Annotated in this window: 20 protein-coding genes and 2 pseudogenes; 12 read left to right on the forward strand and 10 right to left on the reverse strand. The window is 68.5% G+C overall.

Annotated features, from left to right (window positions below):
- Positions 1-255: 255 nt before the first annotated feature.
- Positions 256-1,077: an alpha/beta hydrolase gene (locus ACIRQP_RS35450; RefSeq protein WP_403897912.1), complete on the reverse strand. Its 822-nt coding sequence runs from the start codon at positions 1,075-1,077 to the stop codon at positions 256-258.
- 144 nt (positions 1,078-1,221) lie between these two features.
- On the opposite strand from ACIRQP_RS35450, the gene ACIRQP_RS35455 reads away from it, so the two are divergent.
- A complete protein-coding gene (locus ACIRQP_RS35455) occupies positions 1,222-1,698 on the forward strand; it encodes a MarR family winged helix-turn-helix transcriptional regulator (RefSeq protein ID WP_403897914.1) in 477 nt (158 codons plus the stop codon).
- A 440-nt stretch (positions 1,699-2,138) separates the two neighbouring features.
- Positions 2,139-2,531, forward strand: a complete 393-nt coding sequence (locus ACIRQP_RS35460; RefSeq protein WP_403897917.1) for a hypothetical protein — start codon at positions 2,139-2,141, stop codon at positions 2,529-2,531.
- A 126-nt stretch (positions 2,532-2,657) separates the two neighbouring features.
- Here ACIRQP_RS35460 and ACIRQP_RS35465 read toward each other — a convergent pair whose 3' ends face one another.
- Positions 2,658-3,644: an NAD(P)H-dependent flavin oxidoreductase gene (locus ACIRQP_RS35465; protein ID WP_403897920.1), complete on the reverse strand. Its 987-nt coding sequence runs from the start codon at positions 3,642-3,644 to the stop codon at positions 2,658-2,660.
- Between the two features lie 607 nt (positions 3,645-4,251).
- Here ACIRQP_RS35465 and ACIRQP_RS35470 point away from each other — a divergent pair.
- From ACIRQP_RS35470 to ACIRQP_RS35480, 3 genes and pseudogenes are all read left to right on the forward strand, one after another.
- Positions 4,252-4,461 (forward strand): hypothetical protein, encoded by a 210-nt coding sequence (locus ACIRQP_RS35470; protein WP_403897922.1) that lies wholly within the window; start codon positions 4,252-4,254, stop codon positions 4,459-4,461.
- Positions 4,458-5,189, forward strand: coding sequence for a restriction endonuclease (locus tag ACIRQP_RS35475; RefSeq protein ID WP_403897924.1), 732 nt, complete (start codon positions 4,458-4,460; stop codon positions 5,187-5,189). The genes ACIRQP_RS35470 and ACIRQP_RS35475 overlap by 4 nt, the downstream gene beginning before the upstream one ends.
- A gap of 86 nt (positions 5,190-5,275) precedes the next feature.
- A pseudogene (locus ACIRQP_RS35480) lies at positions 5,276-5,539 on the forward strand (IS982 family transposase); the annotation flags it as partial.
- A gap of 114 nt (positions 5,540-5,653) precedes the next feature.
- On the opposite strand, the gene ACIRQP_RS35485 reads toward ACIRQP_RS35480, so the two are convergent.
- On the reverse strand, positions 5,654-6,538 hold the full coding sequence (locus tag ACIRQP_RS35485; RefSeq protein ID WP_403897927.1) for an NAD(P)H-binding protein: 885 nt from the start codon (positions 6,536-6,538) through the stop codon (positions 5,654-5,656).
- Positions 6,539-6,586: 48 nt separating this feature from the next.
- On the opposite strand from ACIRQP_RS35485, the gene ACIRQP_RS35490 reads away from it, so the two are divergent.
- Entirely contained in the window at positions 6,587-6,958 is a 372-nt protein-coding gene (locus tag ACIRQP_RS35490; protein ID WP_403897929.1) for a MerR family transcriptional regulator, read from the forward strand.
- A gap of 111 nt (positions 6,959-7,069) precedes the next feature.
- Positions 7,070-7,610, forward strand: a pseudogene (locus tag ACIRQP_RS35495) (Tn3 family transposase); the annotation flags it as partial.
- An 11-nt stretch (positions 7,611-7,621) separates the two neighbouring features.
- Here the strand turns inward: ACIRQP_RS35495 and ACIRQP_RS35500 are convergent.
- The gene (locus tag ACIRQP_RS35500) at positions 7,622-8,065 is read right to left on the reverse strand and encodes a MarR family winged helix-turn-helix transcriptional regulator (protein WP_403898010.1); all 444 of its coding nucleotides are present in this window, start codon (positions 8,063-8,065) and stop codon (positions 7,622-7,624) included.
- A gap of 98 nt (positions 8,066-8,163) precedes the next feature.
- Here ACIRQP_RS35500 and ACIRQP_RS35505 point away from each other — a divergent pair, with 98 nt between their 5' ends.
- Both ACIRQP_RS35505 and ACIRQP_RS35510 read left to right on the forward strand, forming a co-directional pair.
- Positions 8,164-8,532 carry a VOC family protein gene (locus tag ACIRQP_RS35505; protein ID WP_403897931.1) on the forward strand — a complete coding sequence of 123 codons (369 nt, stop codon included), beginning with the start codon at positions 8,164-8,166 and terminating at the stop codon, positions 8,530-8,532.
- A gap of 2 nt (positions 8,533-8,534) precedes the next feature.
- Positions 8,535-9,218, forward strand: a complete 684-nt coding sequence (locus tag ACIRQP_RS35510; RefSeq protein WP_403897934.1) for a hypothetical protein — start codon at positions 8,535-8,537, stop codon at positions 9,216-9,218.
- On the opposite strand, the gene ACIRQP_RS35515 is transcribed toward ACIRQP_RS35510, so the two are convergent.
- From ACIRQP_RS35515 to ACIRQP_RS35530, 4 genes are all read right to left on the reverse strand, one after another.
- A complete protein-coding gene (locus tag ACIRQP_RS35515; RefSeq protein ID WP_403897936.1) occupies positions 9,169-9,429 on the reverse strand; it encodes a hypothetical protein in 261 nt (86 codons plus the stop codon). The genes ACIRQP_RS35510 and ACIRQP_RS35515 overlap by 50 nt on opposite strands.
- Positions 9,430-9,727: 298 nt before the next feature.
- Entirely contained in the window at positions 9,728-10,510 is a 783-nt protein-coding gene (locus tag ACIRQP_RS35520) for a DUF899 family protein (protein WP_403897939.1), read from the reverse strand.
- Between the two features lie 362 nt (positions 10,511-10,872).
- Positions 10,873-11,193: a hypothetical protein gene (locus ACIRQP_RS35525; RefSeq protein ID WP_403897941.1), complete on the reverse strand. Its 321-nt coding sequence runs from the start codon at positions 11,191-11,193 to the stop codon at positions 10,873-10,875.
- Between the two features lie 29 nt (positions 11,194-11,222).
- Entirely contained in the window at positions 11,223-11,444 is a 222-nt protein-coding gene (locus tag ACIRQP_RS35530) for a hypothetical protein (RefSeq protein WP_403897943.1), read from the reverse strand.
- Between the two features lie 314 nt (positions 11,445-11,758).
- On the opposite strand from ACIRQP_RS35530, the gene ACIRQP_RS35535 reads away from it, so the two are divergent.
- Positions 11,759-12,127 (forward strand): MerR family transcriptional regulator, encoded by a 369-nt coding sequence (locus ACIRQP_RS35535; RefSeq protein WP_403897945.1) that lies wholly within the window; start codon positions 11,759-11,761, stop codon positions 12,125-12,127.
- Between the two features lie 274 nt (positions 12,128-12,401).
- Positions 12,402-13,352, forward strand: coding sequence for an NADP-dependent oxidoreductase (locus ACIRQP_RS35540; protein WP_403897948.1), 951 nt, complete (start codon positions 12,402-12,404; stop codon positions 13,350-13,352).
- 1,158 nt (positions 13,353-14,510) lie between these two features.
- Here the strand turns inward: ACIRQP_RS35540 and ACIRQP_RS35545 are convergent.
- Both ACIRQP_RS35545 and ACIRQP_RS35550 read right to left on the reverse strand, forming a co-directional pair.
- On the reverse strand, positions 14,511-15,269 hold the full coding sequence (locus ACIRQP_RS35545; RefSeq protein ID WP_403897950.1) for an SDR family NAD(P)-dependent oxidoreductase: 759 nt from the start codon (positions 15,267-15,269) through the stop codon (positions 14,511-14,513).
- Complete coding sequence (locus ACIRQP_RS35550; protein WP_403897953.1) at positions 15,259-15,675, reverse strand: ester cyclase; 417 nt, start codon at positions 15,673-15,675, stop codon at positions 15,259-15,261. The genes ACIRQP_RS35545 and ACIRQP_RS35550 overlap by 11 nt, the downstream gene beginning before the upstream one ends.
- A 71-nt stretch (positions 15,676-15,746) precedes the next feature.
- Between ACIRQP_RS35550 and ACIRQP_RS35555 the strand changes: the two genes are divergently transcribed.
- Positions 15,747-16,616, forward strand: coding sequence for a LysR family transcriptional regulator (locus ACIRQP_RS35555; protein WP_403897956.1), 870 nt, complete (start codon positions 15,747-15,749; stop codon positions 16,614-16,616).
- Positions 16,617-16,735 lie beyond the last annotated feature (119 nt).

The raw sequence follows: 16,735 nt of genomic DNA on the forward strand, positions 1-16,735 counted from the left end.
AGCCGTCTGCACTCCGAACTCGCGGCACTGCGGCAGAAGGTCTCCGGGGCGGAGCGGACGCGCCGGACTGCTCGGGCGACAGCCGACGAGCGGGAGCGGACGGCGCGCCTACTGGACGGGGCCCTACGGGTGGGGCCCTACGGGAGGGTGCTTCGGCTGAGGCCCAGGGTGCGTCGGCCGGGCTTCGGGAGGCCGTCGTCCGTCCCCGCAAGCCCAGGGCGGAGGTCGCGCAGTCCGAGTGAGGCTGGGCCGGCCCTACCCTGCTGACGTGTGCGCTGTGTCCCCGGCGCGGATGCGCCGGCTGAGGAAGAGAGCCGCGCGGTCCAGCGCCTCGTCCGCCTCGTCCAGGACGCCGGCGAACGACTGGAACACGTGCGGCACGTCGGCGGTGATGTCCAGGATGACGTCCACTCCGGCTGCCCTCGCACGCGCGGCCAGGCGCGTGGAGTCGTCCAGCAGGATCTCGTTGGTGCCCACCTGGATCAGCATTGGGGGGAAGCCGGTCAGGTCGGCGAGGACGGCCGGACTGAGCAGGGGCTGGCGCGGGTCGGCTCCGGCGCGGTACATGGCCCCGGTGTGTTCAACGACCTCGCGGGTGAAGATCGGGTCGATGCCTTCCTTGGTGTCCATGCTCTCGCCTGTTCGGGTGGCGTCGAGGCCCGGGGAGAACGCCACGATGGCGGCGGGCAGCGGGAGGCCCGCGTCGCGGGCTGCGAGGCAGGTGGTGACGCTGAGGCCGCCACCGGCGGAGTCGCCGGCGAACGCGATGGTCGAGGGGTCTTTGCCGCTGTCGAGGAGGGCGCGGTAGGCGCTCAGCGTATCTTCGATCGCGGCCGGGAACGGATGCTCGGGGGCAAGCCGGTAGTCCAGCGAGTACCCCCCGAAGCCGGTCTTGGCCACGAGGTGTCCCGTCAGCGAGAGAGCGGTCTCGGGAGAGCCGAACACCCAGCCGCCGCCGTGGAAGTACAGGATCGTCCCGGCGCGCGGCCCGTTGTCCGGCTCGACATGCAGTGCGGGTCGGTTGCCGAGCGTTGTCTGTGTCGTGCGGATGTCGTCGGGCACGATCATCTGGGCCATCAGCGCCTTGTTCCGGCTCGGATCGCCTCGACCGGCCGGGGGCCCTTGAGGCGCGGCTGCCGCATCATCGCGTCGACCTGCGCGCGCTGTTCCTTGCTCATGGGTGTGCTCCCGCTGTAAGTAGCTTCCATTACACTATATTCCATGGCATCTACATCGAGCGGTGACGCGGTCGATCTCCCGGGCTTCTTCGCCGACCTGGTCCGATGCGAGACGCGTCTGTACAACGCCCTCAACGACCGTCTCCGTGAGCGGCACGGGATCGTCACCTCGCAGTTCGAGGCCCTGCGCTACTTGCGCGACCACCCCGGGTCTCGCGTGGCGGACCTTGCCGCCGAGTTCGCCATCGGCATCGGAGCGACCAGTAAGAGCGTCGACCGTCTGGAGAAGCGGGGATGGGCCGTCCGGCAGCCGAATCCATCCGATCGCCGGTCCTCACTGCTGGCCCTGACCGATGACGGCTCGCGGCTCGTTGGTGCGGCGGAGAAAACCTTCACCGGTGGAGTGGCCGAGCTGATCGGAGGCACTCTCGACAGCTCCTCAGCGTCGGCCGCCGTACAGGCCATCTCGAAGCTGCGCTCCATGCTCGAACGCAACCAGATCGGCACGCCCACAGGCTGACGGGCATCGCCTCGGTCCCGGGCGATGTCATCCGGCACACGGAGATCTCCGCCCCGCTGCGGGCCCTGGAACTGCCAGTGGGCCCCGGCCGGCTGGCCGTACTTCGAAGGCTCCGCCCTCGACCGGCATCCTGCGCGAGTGCCCGACCGGCCACCGCGAGGCCGCCGCCCCGGAGCCCCTCGCGGACCGCGTGTGGGGTGCGTGGTTCGGTCGGATCGCAGGCAACATGGTCGGCAAGCCCGTGGAGCTCGCCCCGAACCGGGCCATCATCCGCGCGTACCCGCAGCGCAACGGCGCCTACCCGCTGACCGACTACGTGCCGTACGCGGAATTCTCCGAAGCGGGCAATCTGGGCCTGCTGGGCCCCACTTCTGGTTCCCCGACGCGATCAGAGGTCGCCACATCCATGGCTCGGTACGCGACGACGACATCGACTCTCTATGCAGGCGGGCCTCGGCACCGACTTGATCGCCCAGGCAGGTGCAGTGCATGACGACCTGGGTCTGGAAGTCCTGATCGACCAGGGCCTTGCGGACGGCTTCGCCGGTGTGCTCGGCGACCTGGTCCAGCAGTGTGATGCCCGCAGCGTTGTCGTGGATGTTCGCGGCGAGGACAGTGACGGCGACGACCAGGCCGAGATCACCGGCTCGATCAACGACCTCTGCCCGTCCGATAGGTCGCTCGGGTACGGCTTGCGTCCACGCATCCCGCCACCCCAGCAGACCATGGGCTGCGGACCAGCAGATTTCTCTCGTACCCACACCATGAGGCAACGACAGAGTCTCTCAAAGAATCACGAACCGCCATTTAAGGTTCTGGCTCGCTTTCCGTGAGGCGGTCACACGCTGTCCAGTGACGCCGTGATGGCGTTCCATGAAAGGGACCATCCGCCGCTCGGGGTGACCCCACGCATCGGGCGAGGCCGCCCGTCGGACCAGCCTCGCCGTACACACTCTCAGTCAGCGCAGCAGGGATCGAGGCCGCGAGGCCAGGATTGCCTCGGCCTCGTCACAGATCGTCCGGACCAGGTCCGCGGCGGGGCGGACGGCATCGACGAAGAACGCCGACTGACCATAGATGATCTCGCTCGTGTCGGGGTCGGGTGTGGCCTCGAAGGGGTTGATGTCTTTCACGGGCGCGAACTCCTCCTTGCGGTCCCGCAGCGTTGCCTCACGCCCTGACCACTCCTCGGTGAACCGATTACGGCGGACGCGTGCGCCGATGGCCGCCGGCCAGGGCAGCCCCGACACGATGTCGTAGGTCCGCGTCCATACGGTGTCGCTGCCATCACTCTCGATGATCAGACGCTTGTGGACATCGTGTACCTCGACCGCCTCGGGCGTGGCGAGAAATGCCGTGCCCAGCCAGACGCCGTCCGCACCGGCGGTGAGGACCGCCGCGAGTGTTCGACCGTCACCAATGCCCCCTGCGGCCAGTACGGCAACATCGGGATAACGCCTCACGATCCCGGCCAGGAACGGCAGCAGGCCCAATGTCCCGGTGTGGCCACCGGCCTCGGTACCCTGCGCCACGAGGACATCGGTACCCGCGGCGACGGCCGTCTCCGCGTCATCGTAGTTCTGGACCTGGCACATCACCCGGGCTCCCGCGTCCTTGGCGCGAGCAAGCCACGGCTGGGGGTTGGCGAACGACAGCGCGATGATCTCTGGTCGCTCCTCCAGCGCGGCGTCGAAAAGCGGCTCGCTGAAGGGGAGGAACGGTGTGACGAAGCCGACCCCGAAGGGTCGTTCCGTCGTGGCGCGGATGGTCGCGATCTCCGCGCGGATCCAATCAGGCCCTTTCCAGGGATGCGAACCCCCGAAGGAGCCGAGCCCGCCGGCGGCGGAAACCGCGGCGGCGAGTGTTCCGCCGCTGTGCAAGCTCATGGGGGCCGCCATCACCGGGTAAGTGGTACCGAACATTTCGGTGAATCTCGTATGCAACATGGGTCGACGCTAGCCAAAGCAGCGAACCTGACAAACCAGCAACGCGGCGTGCGGCCTGCCGGCTCAAAATCGGACCGAGTGTGGCGACGAGTAGTCAACGACCGGCACTGCGGGGACACTCCGCTCAGCCGTGGTGCCCACATCGCCGGCGAGGTAGTCGTCAGCCATGCGGAAGCCGCAGACGGCGCGATCATCCCCTGCGCTTCACCTTCCACAAAGCCTGCCCAGCCTGCGCCACCAGAGAAGACGAGAAAGCGGCGGGGTCCGCGCCACGTGTATGGGAGAAGGCCGGGTCATCCGCGAGCAGCGCACCTACAAGGTTCGTAATCCCGCGGGCATCAGAGACGGACAGTGGATCCGGATCCGGAGCCGAGAGCTCGGTGGTTCCGGGAAGCGGGAGGCATGGCGGCGCGCCGGGGGACCCGTACGTCACCGTGCACGTCCACGACTGACTCGCCGCGCGGTATTTCGGCCAGGTCCGATTGCTTTGTGCCATTCGTCGGCAACCTGCCTCCAACGTCACGTCGGCACCGCTACACAAGAAGGCTGGAGTGGCGCGCTGCCGTCCCCTTGTGGGATGGCCGGTCGTTGGGGGAGGTCTGGACAGTTGCTGACCATCAACGTGGCGGTGCTGCTCGTAGTCATCGTCGTCCGGCGGCTGCGGCGGCGTACGGAGGCCCGCAGCCGCCTCGACGAGAAGATGACCGTCGTCATCGTCCCGGCGCTGGGCGTCCTGATCGCACCCACCCAGGCAGGCCGGAGAATCCTGAACATCCCGGGACAGCTTGCGAGCGGCGTCACGCAGGCCGGCCGATGAGCCCCCGCGTGCGCAAAGGACGGGCGGCGACGACCAGACGCCCGTCGGCGCGACGGCGTACCCGGAGGCCGGGCAGCCGACGGCAGCGCGCGGACGACCGGCTGGTCGGTCTCCTCGTGGCCGCGGCCCTGGCCGTCGCTGTGATGGTGGCCGGCGTCAACTGGCTGCTGGCCCATTGGTGGGTTCTGATCGTCATCGGCACGCTCGTCATGCTGGTCGGCGGCGGCCGGCTCTACCAGAAGCAGCAGAGAGCGCGGTGGGAAGCGGTCCGCGCGCAGGGCCTGCGGTACGGGCTGTCTCAGATGGACGCGCTGCACCACTCCCGGTTCGAGGTCGCGGTGCGGGACCTGTTGCGCCGTGACGGCTGCCGGGACGCGGTCCGTGTCGGGGGCGGCGGGGATCTGGGCGCCGATGTGAAGGCCACCGACCCTTACGGGCGGCGCTGGGTGATCCAGTGCAAACACCGCCGCAACGGTCTGGCCGGCTCCGCGGTGGGCACGCCGGACCTTCAGGTCCTCAACGGCACCGCCCGCCAGGTCCACGGCGCCGACGTCGCGGTGATCGTGACGAACGGCCGGGTGACCGCGCCCGCCGTGACCTTCGCCAAGCAGCAGCGGCTGTATGTGGTCGACCGCCACACCCTCGGAGTATGGGCGTCCGGCTCACGCCCCTTGTGGGAGCTGCTTCGGGCCGTCCCGCCGCCTCGCAGACCGACCGCCCCGTCCTGAGCAACTCGTAACCGGGCCGGACGACCGCCGGCACCGGCCGGGTCCGGTTCCCGCTCGTACGGTGGGTGCTCGCTCGGCCCGCGCACGAGACCTTCGTCGCCGACCGGCTGGGAGCTCACCTGGTCCGGCCGGACCGCAAGGACGAGCCGGTCCGGCACGGGAAGATCGCCGGTGTCCGCCAGTGGATCGAGGCCGTCATCGACACTCTCGAAGGCGGGCTCAGCCTCGAACAACACGTCGGCAGAACCGCTGCCGGAGTCTTCGCCCGCACCGGCCAACGCCCTCCAGCCGGCATCTGGCACAACTGGAACACCGGCGCCAAGATCAAACGATTGCTGATCGCCTACGACCAATGCGAACATCGGCTCATTCATCCAGAGGCAGAGAGGGGAGCGTCGCCGTGGATCCGTCAACGAGTACGAGTACGCCCGCAAGGGTCTGGCGGGCGTACCGCGTCTCTCCCGTCAGCTGAACTCAGCCGCGTGGTCGACGGCCCACCTCGCGAAGGTGCCGGCCGGTCGGCCAGTAAGGCGCTCGACATGGTCGGTGGTGCGGGTTGACTCCGGTCGGCGCACCGAGGCAGCGAGCAGCGCCTCTACCAGTCGCTCGGGACGACCGTCTGCGCGCATTCGTGATCGAGCGAGATCAGCGGGGAGCGGTTGGAAGCTCAGACGGCGCTGGAGTGCGGCACCGAGTCGAGCGACTTGGTCGGCGCGACTGAGCACCTCGGGTCCGGTCAGCACATATGGGTTGAGACCCAGTTGGTCATGGTGCGGTGCGAGCAACACAGCCACCGCCGCATCGGCGACATCGCGTTCGTCGACGACGGCTGTGCGCGCGACGTCCGAGCCTGCGACCACGTCGCCCGCCCGCAACTGTGCCGCCCATCCACGAGCGTTGGAGGCCAGTGTGTCGCTGCGCAGCACCACGGGTCGCAGCCCGGCATCGCGGAGCAGGGTTTCCATGTCGGCGTGCACTTGAACGATGGGATCGCTCTGGTGGGCGGCCTCGTCGTCTATGGCTGTTGAGGACACGTAGACGACACGAGGCGCCGCTGCGATGAGTTCTGCGACCACTTTGTGGGCAGGGGCGGAATCGAGCAGTGGCCAAATGAGAAAGACCGCGTCGATGCCCACGAGCGCAGCGCGGACGACCGTGGGGTCTGTGAGGTCGCCGACCACCGACTCGACCGCGGAGCGGGGGCCGGTTTGACGGCGCACGAGGCATCGCACGCGCGCGCCGTGTGCCTGGAGGCGGTCGACGACCTCACGGCCGAGGTTGCCGGCCGCGCCGGTGACCAGGATTGATGCACTGTGATGGGTGCCGGTGGAGCGATTGGTGTCAGGCATGATCGAGACGCTAAGGGTTCAGGTCGACATGAAGGCAAGGCGCGTGTGATGCAGACGATCGGAGAAGCAGCCGCGGAACTCGGCATCGAAGCTCACGTGCTGCGGCACTGGGAAGATGTGGGGGCACTCAGCGTGCGCCGTGATGGCAACGGCTACCGCGTCTACGACGACAACGCTCTGGAGCAGGCGCGCACCGTGCTGAAGCTGCGGCGCGTCGGGCTCTCGTTGCCCGAAGTCATTGCTGCCATGGCGCCGAAGAAGCGGGCAGCACAGGCGGTCGTGAGGGCGAAGATAGCCGCACTCGAAGGTGAGATCGTCCGCAGGCAACAGGCCATTACCTTCCTGCAGCACACCACTGAGTGTCGGCATCGATATCTCGATGACTGTCCGGACTGCGCGCATTTCGTCCGTGAAGAATGAGCCGCCCTCCGCCGGGTAGTGCGTGCGCCGACAGTTGATGCTCGGCGTCGCGGTGAGTGGGTGTTCACGAGAAATAACGGTGCTGCGGCTTGGCGGCGGTTGTCCGGCCAGTTGGCCCGGCAGGTCCGCGCGTATGGCCTGCTGCGGATGTTCGGCCGCAAGGAACGTCTGGCCCCGCTGGGGCAGGCGTTCGCCGAGTACGGCCGGATCGGCAAGGCCCTGCACCGGCTGCGTGTTATGGATCCGGCCGACAACACCTGCCGAAGGCAGATGAACCGGCAGCTCACCGTGTAGGAGTCCCGGCACAAGCTCGCCCGGGACGTGTGCAACGGCAAGCGCGGCACCATCCACCAGGCGTACCGGGACGGGACGGAGGACCGGCTCGGCGCGCTCGGTCTGGTGCTGGACGGCGTCGTTCTCTGGACGACGCGGTACATCGACACGGTACATCGACGCCGCCGTCGCCCAACTCCGCGCGTAAGGGCGCGAGATCCGGGACGAGGACATCGGCGGGCTGCCCCCGCTCAAGCACCGCAACCTCAACGTGCTCGGCCGCTATCGCTTCACCGTGTCCGTCCCTCGCGAGGGGTTGCGGCCCCTGCGCGATCCGGATGCCCAAGAGCTTGACGATGACGAGGACGGCAATGCCTGAGCCGTCGCGTGTCAGTCGTCGAGGGCTTGCGCTATGCGGTCGAAGTCCTCCAGGAGGGCGGCCAGGCGATGGCCGGGGATGGCGCGGGTCATGCGGGCTTCGATGGCGTAGACGGATTCCTGTGCGGCCTGGAGCAGGCGTTGGCCTTCGGCGGTGAGGGTGGCGGGGCGGGCGCGGCCGGTCTCGACGGTGCCGGGACGGTCGATGAGTCCAGCGTCCTCCAGGCCGCGCATGACGACGTTCATGGACTGGCGGGTGACGAAGGTGGCGCGGGCGAGGTCGGAGTTGGACATACCGGGCCGTGCGGCAAGAACTTCGAGGCTCGCGTACTGCGGCACGGTCAGGCCGTGCTCCCGCAGGGCTTTGTCCATAGCGCCGCGCAGGGCGGCGTGGGCGCGTTTGAGCCGGTATCCCACGTGATCGAGCACGTCGTTGGCCGGGTGCGGTGGCTCCATGGGCATCCTTTCTCCATGTCAATATTTTGACATATGCGCGGGGGTGTCTTAGCGTCAACTATGTCAAAGTCCTGACATTGAAGCGAGGAGGACGACCCATGTCCGTCAGTATCAACGGCCCCGACTTCGTGGCCCTTCAGGTCCGTGACGTGGAGGCCGCCGGCAAGTTCTGTGAGGAGCACCTCGGCCTCGTCCGTACCTCGGCCGGCCCGCCCGGCGCGATCGTGTTCGACACCAAGCCCTGTCCGCTCGCGGTGCGGGAGCCGCTGCCCGGCACCGACCTGGATGCCGGCCGCCCCGGTCTCGGCGTCGCCCTGTGGTTCTCCACTCCCGACGTCCAGGCACTGCACGACAGGCTCACCGCAGGCGGAATCGAGATCCTCACCCCCATCGGCGACAGCCCGTTCGGCCCGGTGTTCTCCTTCGTCGGCCCCGAGGGCTACGTCCTGACCGTCCACGGAGCCTGACCGTGTCCGCCGCCTCTTTCATCCCCAAGGGCCCGTTCTCCCTGGCATCGTCCATCCGGTTCCTGGAGGGCTTCACGCCCGCCTCCTACGACCACGCGACCGACGGCGTGCTGCGCGTGGCCTTTCCCGCCGACGACGGCCGCAGCGTCATCGGCTGCATGGTCAGCCGGAAAGAGGCGGCGGACACCCCGCCCGCGACCGTGTCGGCAGAGTTCACCGTCCACCGTGACGGCAAGGCCGTCCCGACCACCGCAGGCACCCCCACCCACAAGGCGACGCGCGCCCAGATCGCCCGCATCCTCTCCCTGGACGTCGAGGGCACCGGCTTTCCCGCCCTGGCCGACGCCGACCCCGTGGTCGCCGGCCTCCAGGCCGACTACCCGGACCTGCGGCCCGTCGGCTTCTACTCCCCCTACGAGGCAGCCGCCTGGACCGTCATCGGCAACCGCGTCCGCATGACCCGGGCCGCCGCCATCAAAGCCCGCCTCGCCCGCGACCACGGTCAGGCCATCGACGTCGCCGGACAGCAACTGCACGCCTTCCCCACCCCGGAAGCGCTGTGCGGCATCGACCACATCGACGGCCGCCTCCACGCTGTGGCGGGCCGCGTGGCCGACATCAAACGTCAGGTCCAGGTCACACCGGGACCGCGTTGTTCCAGCTCTGAGGGGTGGGCGGATATGTGACGCAGCACTTCTGTACGAGGCCGCCGTCGTACCCGCCGCCGGTGGTCGGGACGTTGGTGGCGGGGTGGACGGTCCAGGAGTCGATCACGGCCGCGGTCGGCACTGGGCCACGCCCGCGACGGTGCCACTTCTCGGGCCTGCCCCCGCGCCCGCCGGTGCTCCCCGCCGCCGGGAGCAGCGGCGCCAGCAGCGCCCACTGCCCGTCGGTCATCACCCAACCGGGGGAGAAGCGCCGCCGCGAGGGACGATCACCGCCCCGGCCATGAGCAGGGCGTGACGACTACTGGCACGTGGACGATACGTGCACCTGGACGATACGTGCCCCGCACTCCTACTCCTGGTAGGACCGGCAAGCCTGGACAGCCTCTCTCTCCTACCAGGAGTCCTTCACCTTCTGGGCGAACCGCCCGCCGACCGAGCGCGTGGGCGGACCCGCGCATCGCCCGGAGGTTCCGCCCGGCACCTAACACCTTTGCCGACACTGACGCCGACGCCGTCGACGAGGCGCGTCAGTGGTGGTGGCCGTGCCGGCCGAGGGTCTCCACGGGGGTCGCGCCGGGGCGGGTCCACTGTGGCACGGGGCGGCTGGTCGGGCCCCAGGTGGCGTTCCCGTCCGCGTCCGAGCGCCAGGACCAGCACGAGCTGCGCCCCTCGGGCCGGCCCTCGGGGTTGTCCTCCCACGCCTCACCGCGGCCGTAGGGCGTCATGTCGAGCAGGCCGAGGGGCCCGTTGATCCGCTCGTTGCCACGGCCCGTCGTGGAGTAGGTGAGGAACACGCGGTCGCCGTCGCGCAGGAAGCAGGTGATGTACCCCATGCTGCCGCCGACCGGCGCGTCCACGTCGCGCACCGAGTACCAGGGCTGGGCATACCCCATGAACTCGACGTAGGAGGCCACCTCGTCCCACCGGCCCGTGGTCAGGACGGCGAACGAGACGCCGCGGGCGTTGAGGTAGACGGCGTCCTTCAGGTGCCAGGCCGTGGTGGTGCACCCTTCGCACTGCCCCTGGTGCGGCGCGCCGTCGTACCACATGTGCTTGTAGACCACGAGCTCGTCGCGGCCCTGGAACAGGTCCAGGAACGGGACCGGGCCGTCGGGTCCGACGACCTCGACCGTCCCGTCGAGCTCCACCATCGGCAGCCGGCGGCGGACCGCGGCGAGGGCGTCGCCCTCGCGGGTGTGGGCTTTCTCGCGGACCAGCAGCTCGTCACGGACGGCCTGCCAGGTGGCCAGGTCGACGATGGGCGGGCGGCCGGGCAGCGCGGTGGTCGGGTCGTCGGGCGTGGTCGTCATGGTGTCCTCCGTGGTGTCTCGTGCCGGGCTGCGTCGTACGACGTTCTACGACGGTCACCAGAACAGACTTGCGGCCCGGCCGGAACTCATCGCGGCAGAGGGACGGCCCCCGGCCGAGCCTGCACGGATCACGTCGGGCTGACAAGTTCACGGACGTGCTCTACGACCGTGAAGAGCGACTCGTCCACCGTGCTGTCGTCACCTCCCCAACGCGCAAGGGGCCCTCGCAGTCGGCAAGGATGTCACGCAACACCAGTTCCTGTGCCGGGAAGAGCCCACCGTTCGCGCACAGCACAGATCACCGCAGTGGTTTTCACCCATGCCCGCCTCGTTGTCCCGATCTGCATGTGGTCAGTTCCTTCTCATAGAACGATCACGAGCGCGAACGTCGGCACCAAGGTCACCAGGGCGCTGACCGGCCAGTACAGCGGGGATTCCAGCGGAATCCGGCGCCGTACGGGGCGGTTGGCAAGCCACCAGAGCAGAGTGAACCCGACCACTACAGGCCCCCCGACCAGAAACCATGGCAGCATGCCGTCGTTCTCCGTCGGGTTCCGTTGCGTCCAGCCGACGGCCGCGAGCGGCCAGTTCGTTGCCAAGTACCAGATCAGCCATACCGGTACGACACCCGGGATTCCCAGCAGCAGGTTCACGCCCACGGATGTCAACGACCATTTCCACATGTGCCCATTATGGAAGCCCGGGGTGGACGTCACTTGATCGGGGAGAGCTGGTTGTAGTTCTCCAGGACGTTGTACAGGCCGATCAGCTCGCGGCCGTACCCCTCGGCATCGTCCCTGGTCCCGGTGTACCGGGCGAGCAGGGCCTGTGTTTCGGCCAGGCTGGAGGGCAGGTCCGGTCTGGTCGTGTGCCGGGCCTTGCAGTTCTGCTCCAACACCGACCACTGCTCGTCCGTCAGATCTCCACGGACCACGGACCACGGACCAAGATCCTGATCCTGACACCATCAAGGTCCGCTTTCGACACATGCTGTAGCTGTCTACATCCCCTCATCGGCTGGAGCCGACGCAGCCAGGTGTTGTTACTGACCAGCACATGTGGGATGTGCCAACCTCAAGGCCCGCTTCCTGGTGCTCCCGCTCGTGCGACTGCTCGGAGCGAGCCGCCCTGACGTGCCGATGTACGGTCTTCCGGGAGATGACAGGCTCCGTCATCTCACCGGACGCGGGCGGCGGCAGCAGCTGTGTCACAGTGGGGAACGTGTGATCTGTGCAGGAGGGAGGGGCCATGCGAATCGGTGACGTGGCCGCGGAAGCGGGAGTCAGCACCCGGGTGCTTCGCTACTACGAGCAGCAGCAGTTGCTCACCTCGACTCGGACGGCGGCGGGGCACCGCGAGTACGAGAGAAGTGCTGTGGAGCGGGTCCGGCTCATCCAGCTGTTCTACGGCGCGGGGCTCTCGAGCCGGGCCATCCGTGAGCTGTTGCCCTCTGTGGAGTCCGGCGAGGCGACCCTGGAAACGCTGCAGCTCCTGGCAACCGAACGTCGGCGCGTAGAGCAGCAGATCTCCGACCTGCTCATTGTGCGCGATCGCCTGGACGAAGTGATCGCCGCAGCCCACCCCGGCTACGACTGCGCCGGCCCGCCCGCACGCTGACCCTGTGCTCTCACGTCCTGGGGCTTGACGTACTTCTGCCTTTCAATGCCGGGCGGATGGTACGGGGCCGTCGACTCGCCGTCCGCCGCCTTGTGCCACGCGATCCGGCCCGTCGACCTCATCTCATCCAACAGATCAGGCAGGGAGAGCCGAGAGCTTCGGTATGCGGAACTTGCACTTGACATTGGTGTCAAGTCTTAGCGTCCGGAGTCATCGGCAGGGTGCCGACGCCGCGAAGCATCGGCACCAGTGTGACGTATTCCAGGAGATGACAATGAGTGAAGCGTTCGGGTTCCGCGCGTTCGGCGGCCCGCAGGTCCAGGAGTTCTTCGATCGGCCCGATCCGGTTCCCAATCCGGCGGAGGTCCTGGTGCGGGTCGCGGCAGCCAGTGTCAACCCCTCCGATTACAAGCTGCGATCCGGTAGGGCACCGGCATTCTTCGCCGGACGTCCCTTCCCTCACGTACTGGGAGCGGAAGCGGCCGGTGTAGTGCTGGCGGTGGGAGCGGACGTCGAGGGACTGGAGGTGGGCGACACCGTATTCGGCTCGGCGCTCACCGGAGCCGGAACGTACGCGAGGACCACGCTCCTGCTCGGCGCCAATACCGCGCGCAAGCCCGAGGGGCTCCGCGACGAGTGGGCGGCCACCATCCCCGTGGCGGCCACGTCCGCCCTCGACGCGGTGGACCAGCTCGGCCTGCCCAGTGGCGCGACGGTGCTGATCAACGGTGTCGGAGGAGGTGTCGGTCTCGCGACCGCGCAGGTCGCACGCGATCGTGGCCTGAACGTCATCGGTACGGGCAGCACGGTAAAGCGGACGCTCGCCGAAGCTGTCGGCGTGACGTTCGTCGACTACACCGACGGCGACGTCGTCCCTCAGGTGCGCGACCTCGCACCGGTCGGTGTCGACGGCCTGGTGGACCTCGTTGGCGGTCAATCCCTGCGCACCGTGGCACCGTTGGCCGGCGACCCCAAGAAGGTGGTGTCCGTCGCCGACCCGACGGTGTCCGAGCTCGGCGGCGAGATGGTGCGCCGCCGCGCGGACCGGGCCGACCTGGAACGCGCGGCCGCACTCATGGTACGAGGACGCCTCGACCCCCATATCGTCAAGTCCTACCCCTTCTCGCAGGCAGCCGAAGCCCTGGCCCTCGTGGAGAACGGCCACGCCCTCGGCAAGGTCGTCATCGACATGACCTTGACCAACCGGACCACGTTCGGCGACTGAGCGGGGGACTTGGGACTGAGCGGAGGACTGGCTCAGCCTCGGGTGAAATGGTGGTGCCATACGGCTGTACATACGTCTCTGACCTGCACGTTCCTAACACGTGGCGCCACGTGATCGTCCTCGTCAATCGCCAGGAAGCGGTACCGCTGCGACGTCCGTCGGCCCATGCGTCTAAATCTGCGGTAGGTGCCAGCCAGGGCCAGATCGGTGCCAGGACGACCGAGAACCGGGGCACCAACGGTCAGTTGAGCGCCCGGCCCGTAGGTATCCGTCCCAGCGGGGAGTAGCGCCGCGGATCCAGAACGGTTCTTTCGGCCCGTCCGAGGGGATGGCCTCGAAAACGGACTGGACGTCGGACGGTTTTGTCATGAGGTCGTCGTGGACCTGGTAAACGAGCATCGGTACCCGGACACCCGGACGCTGCCGGCCGCGCCGTCCGCGACCGGGGACATCTCCCGGGACCATCTCATCGAGGCTGAAGCTGGTGCGGAGCCTGATCAGCCGATCCAGCTCGTCCGTCCGCTTGGCCGGGGTGCCGCGCCGCTTGAGGGTTCGCTCCAGGAGCGCGCGCGGCACCCCCGGCTGGCACGCGACCAGGCAGCGGACGTCCGCGAACTCCCGCAGAGCCTGTTGCATCGCGAAGCGCGTGGCGCTGGAGCCCAGGCAGCGGCTGAACAGCGCGATCCTCGCCCCGCGCAGGCCTCGCCCCGCGCAGGTCATGACGCGACCGCGCGTACCGCAGGGAACCCACGACGTTGCGGGATACGAACCTGCCGCCGGTGGGCACGCCGCCGTTGGCGGTGCCGCTGAGGCCGAAGTCGCGCAGGTCGTATGCGAGGACGTGGTCCCCGGCGGTGTGCAGGATCGCGATGTCCGGGACGGGACCAGGTCGACCTCGATGTCATTGCCGGTCTCGCCGTTGATCGACCGCCAAGTCTCCAGATGGGACGGCAGCCCCGAGCGGCTGAAGAACCGCGGATGACTGACGATCACGATCCGGTCGGAACCCGGGGCCGGCACGAACCAGCCTTCGAGCGGAGTGCCGTCCTCGGAGGGGGAACGTGATGTCTTCGAAGTCCAACCCGTGCTCGGCAGGGGAGCGCGGCACAGGCGAGCGCGGGGATGTGTTGAAACGGTCGGCGATCGCTTCGAGCACGGTCAGGCCCCCGTGCGCGTCACGCCGCCGCCGACGTGCAGGATCTGGCCGGTCATGAAGTCGGCGTCGTTCGAGACCAGGAAGGCGAGGGCGTTGCCGAGGTCCGCCGGGACCGACTGGCGCTTGATGGTCTGCATGGCCGTCATCCGCGCGAACACCTCGTCGGCGGTCGGGCCGTTCGTCCGGACGCGGCCCAGGAAGCCCTCGGTCGCCACCAGGCCGGGTGTGATCGCGTTGACCGTGATGCCGCTCTCGCCGAGCTCGTTGGCGAGCGCCCGGGTCAGCGCGTGCACGGTGCCCTTGCTGGTCATGTACGCGAGGTCGCGGTTCTGCGTCACGGTGATGCCCGAGCCGGTGTTGACGACGCGCCCCCACCCGGCGGCCCGCATCCCCGGCGCGAACGCCCGGGCGAAGAGCAGGATCGCCTCGACGTTGACCGCCTGCACCTTGCGCCACAGTTCGATCGTCACGTGGTCGAGATCGGTGAACGGGAAGATGCCGGCGTTGTTGACGAGGATGTCGCAGCGCCCGTACCGGTCGAGGACCGTGCCGACCACGGCGTCAACCTGCGACGGCTCGCTGATGTCGCACACCAGGCCCAGCTTGTCACCGCCGCCCTTCAGCTCCTCCACAGCGTCCGCCGGGTCGTCGATGTCGACAGCGACCACGTTCGCGCCCTCCGCGGCGAGCCGCCGGCAGTACGCGTACCCGATGCCCCGCGCCGCCCCGGTCACCACCGCGGTCTTTCCCTCAAGCGCCACGGGTGAACTCCAATCCGATCTGGTGCGCGATCCCGAAGTAGTCCTCCAGATGCCAGGTCCGCACGATCCGGCCGTCGACCACCCGGTGGAAGTCCGCCGCCCGGAACTCGACCTCGCGGCCGGTACCCTCGACGCCTAGCAGCTCCCCGGTGTGCTTGGCGCGGTTGACCGCCCGCACCGCGATCATGTCCCCGTTCATGACGACGTCCTCGATCTCGAAGGTCAGCTCGCTGAAGACACCGCGAAGGTGAGCGATGCTCGCCTTCCATCCCTCCGGGCCGCTCCCGGTCCGCAGGGGCGGGACGGCCTCCCAGTCGGTGGCGAGGGCCTCATCGACCAGAGCTGTGTCACCGGTGGCGAGAGCCTCGTAGAAGCGCCGGACCGCGATCTCGTTGTTTGTAGGCATGGATCTCACGGTAGGGACGTACACCCTCGGTGATCAAAGGCCTGTTCCGGAACACGTAATACGATTCAGGTATGACGGATCTCCCCCTTCGGCTTGTGCGCTACTTCACCACCGTCGCGTCACACCTGCACTACGGCCGCGCCGCGGCCGAGCTGCACATCGCGCAGCCATCGCTGAGCCGGCAGATCGGCCAGCTCGAGGCCCAGGTGGGTGCGCGGCTTCTCGACCGCACGCGGCAAGGCACTCGGCTCACCGAAGCGGGAGAGGTATTCCTTCCCCGCGCACTCGATCTGTTGCGCTTGTCCGAGCAGGCCGCGGCCGCCGCCCGGGCCGCCGCGCAGCCCACCCGGATCACCGTCGGCTACACAGCCGGCCTGATCGTCACCCCGGCGGTCCAGAACTTGCGGCAGAAGCACGCCGACGCCGACGTGCGCACGCTGCACCTGGAGTGGAACGAGCCGCGCGAGGCGCTGCTCGACCGGCGTGTCGACGCGGCGATCACCCGGCTGCCGCTGCAAACCGACGACCTGCACGTGACGATCCTCTACGACGAGCCGAAGATGTTGCTCGTCTCGGTCGGGCACCGGCTGGCGGGCAAGGAGTCGGTCATCCTCGATGACATCGCCGATGAGCCGATCCCCCGCTTCCCGGATCGGGAGTTTGACGCGTACTGGCGCATCGACCCGCGGCTCGGAGGCCGCCCCGCGCCCGACGGACCCCCTGTCGAGACCATCGAGGACAAGCTCGAATACATAGCCGCCGGGCAGGCCGTGGCCATTATTCCGGCCGCCCTGCGCGCGGCCGGCATCCGCCCCGACCTCACCACGATCCCGCTGCACGGCGTCGAACCGGGCCACGTCGTCGTGGCAACCCGGGCCGCGGACAGCAGTCGGCTAGTGGCCGCATTCCGCACGTCTGCCCGTGACTGCCTGAGCGGTTAGGTCAGGGCTTGGTTCCGAAGCTGTTGTCTTACCGCACTTGATCGCTGGCTTTCTGCTGGTCAGGCACGGTTTCGGGGAGGCCCTGAAAGCGTCGGCATGTCGTGTCGTTTCGACAGTGC

The organism is Streptomyces sp. NPDC102274, assembly GCF_044766385.1.
Classification (GTDB): domain Bacteria; phylum Actinomycetota; class Actinomycetes; order Streptomycetales; family Streptomycetaceae; genus Streptomyces.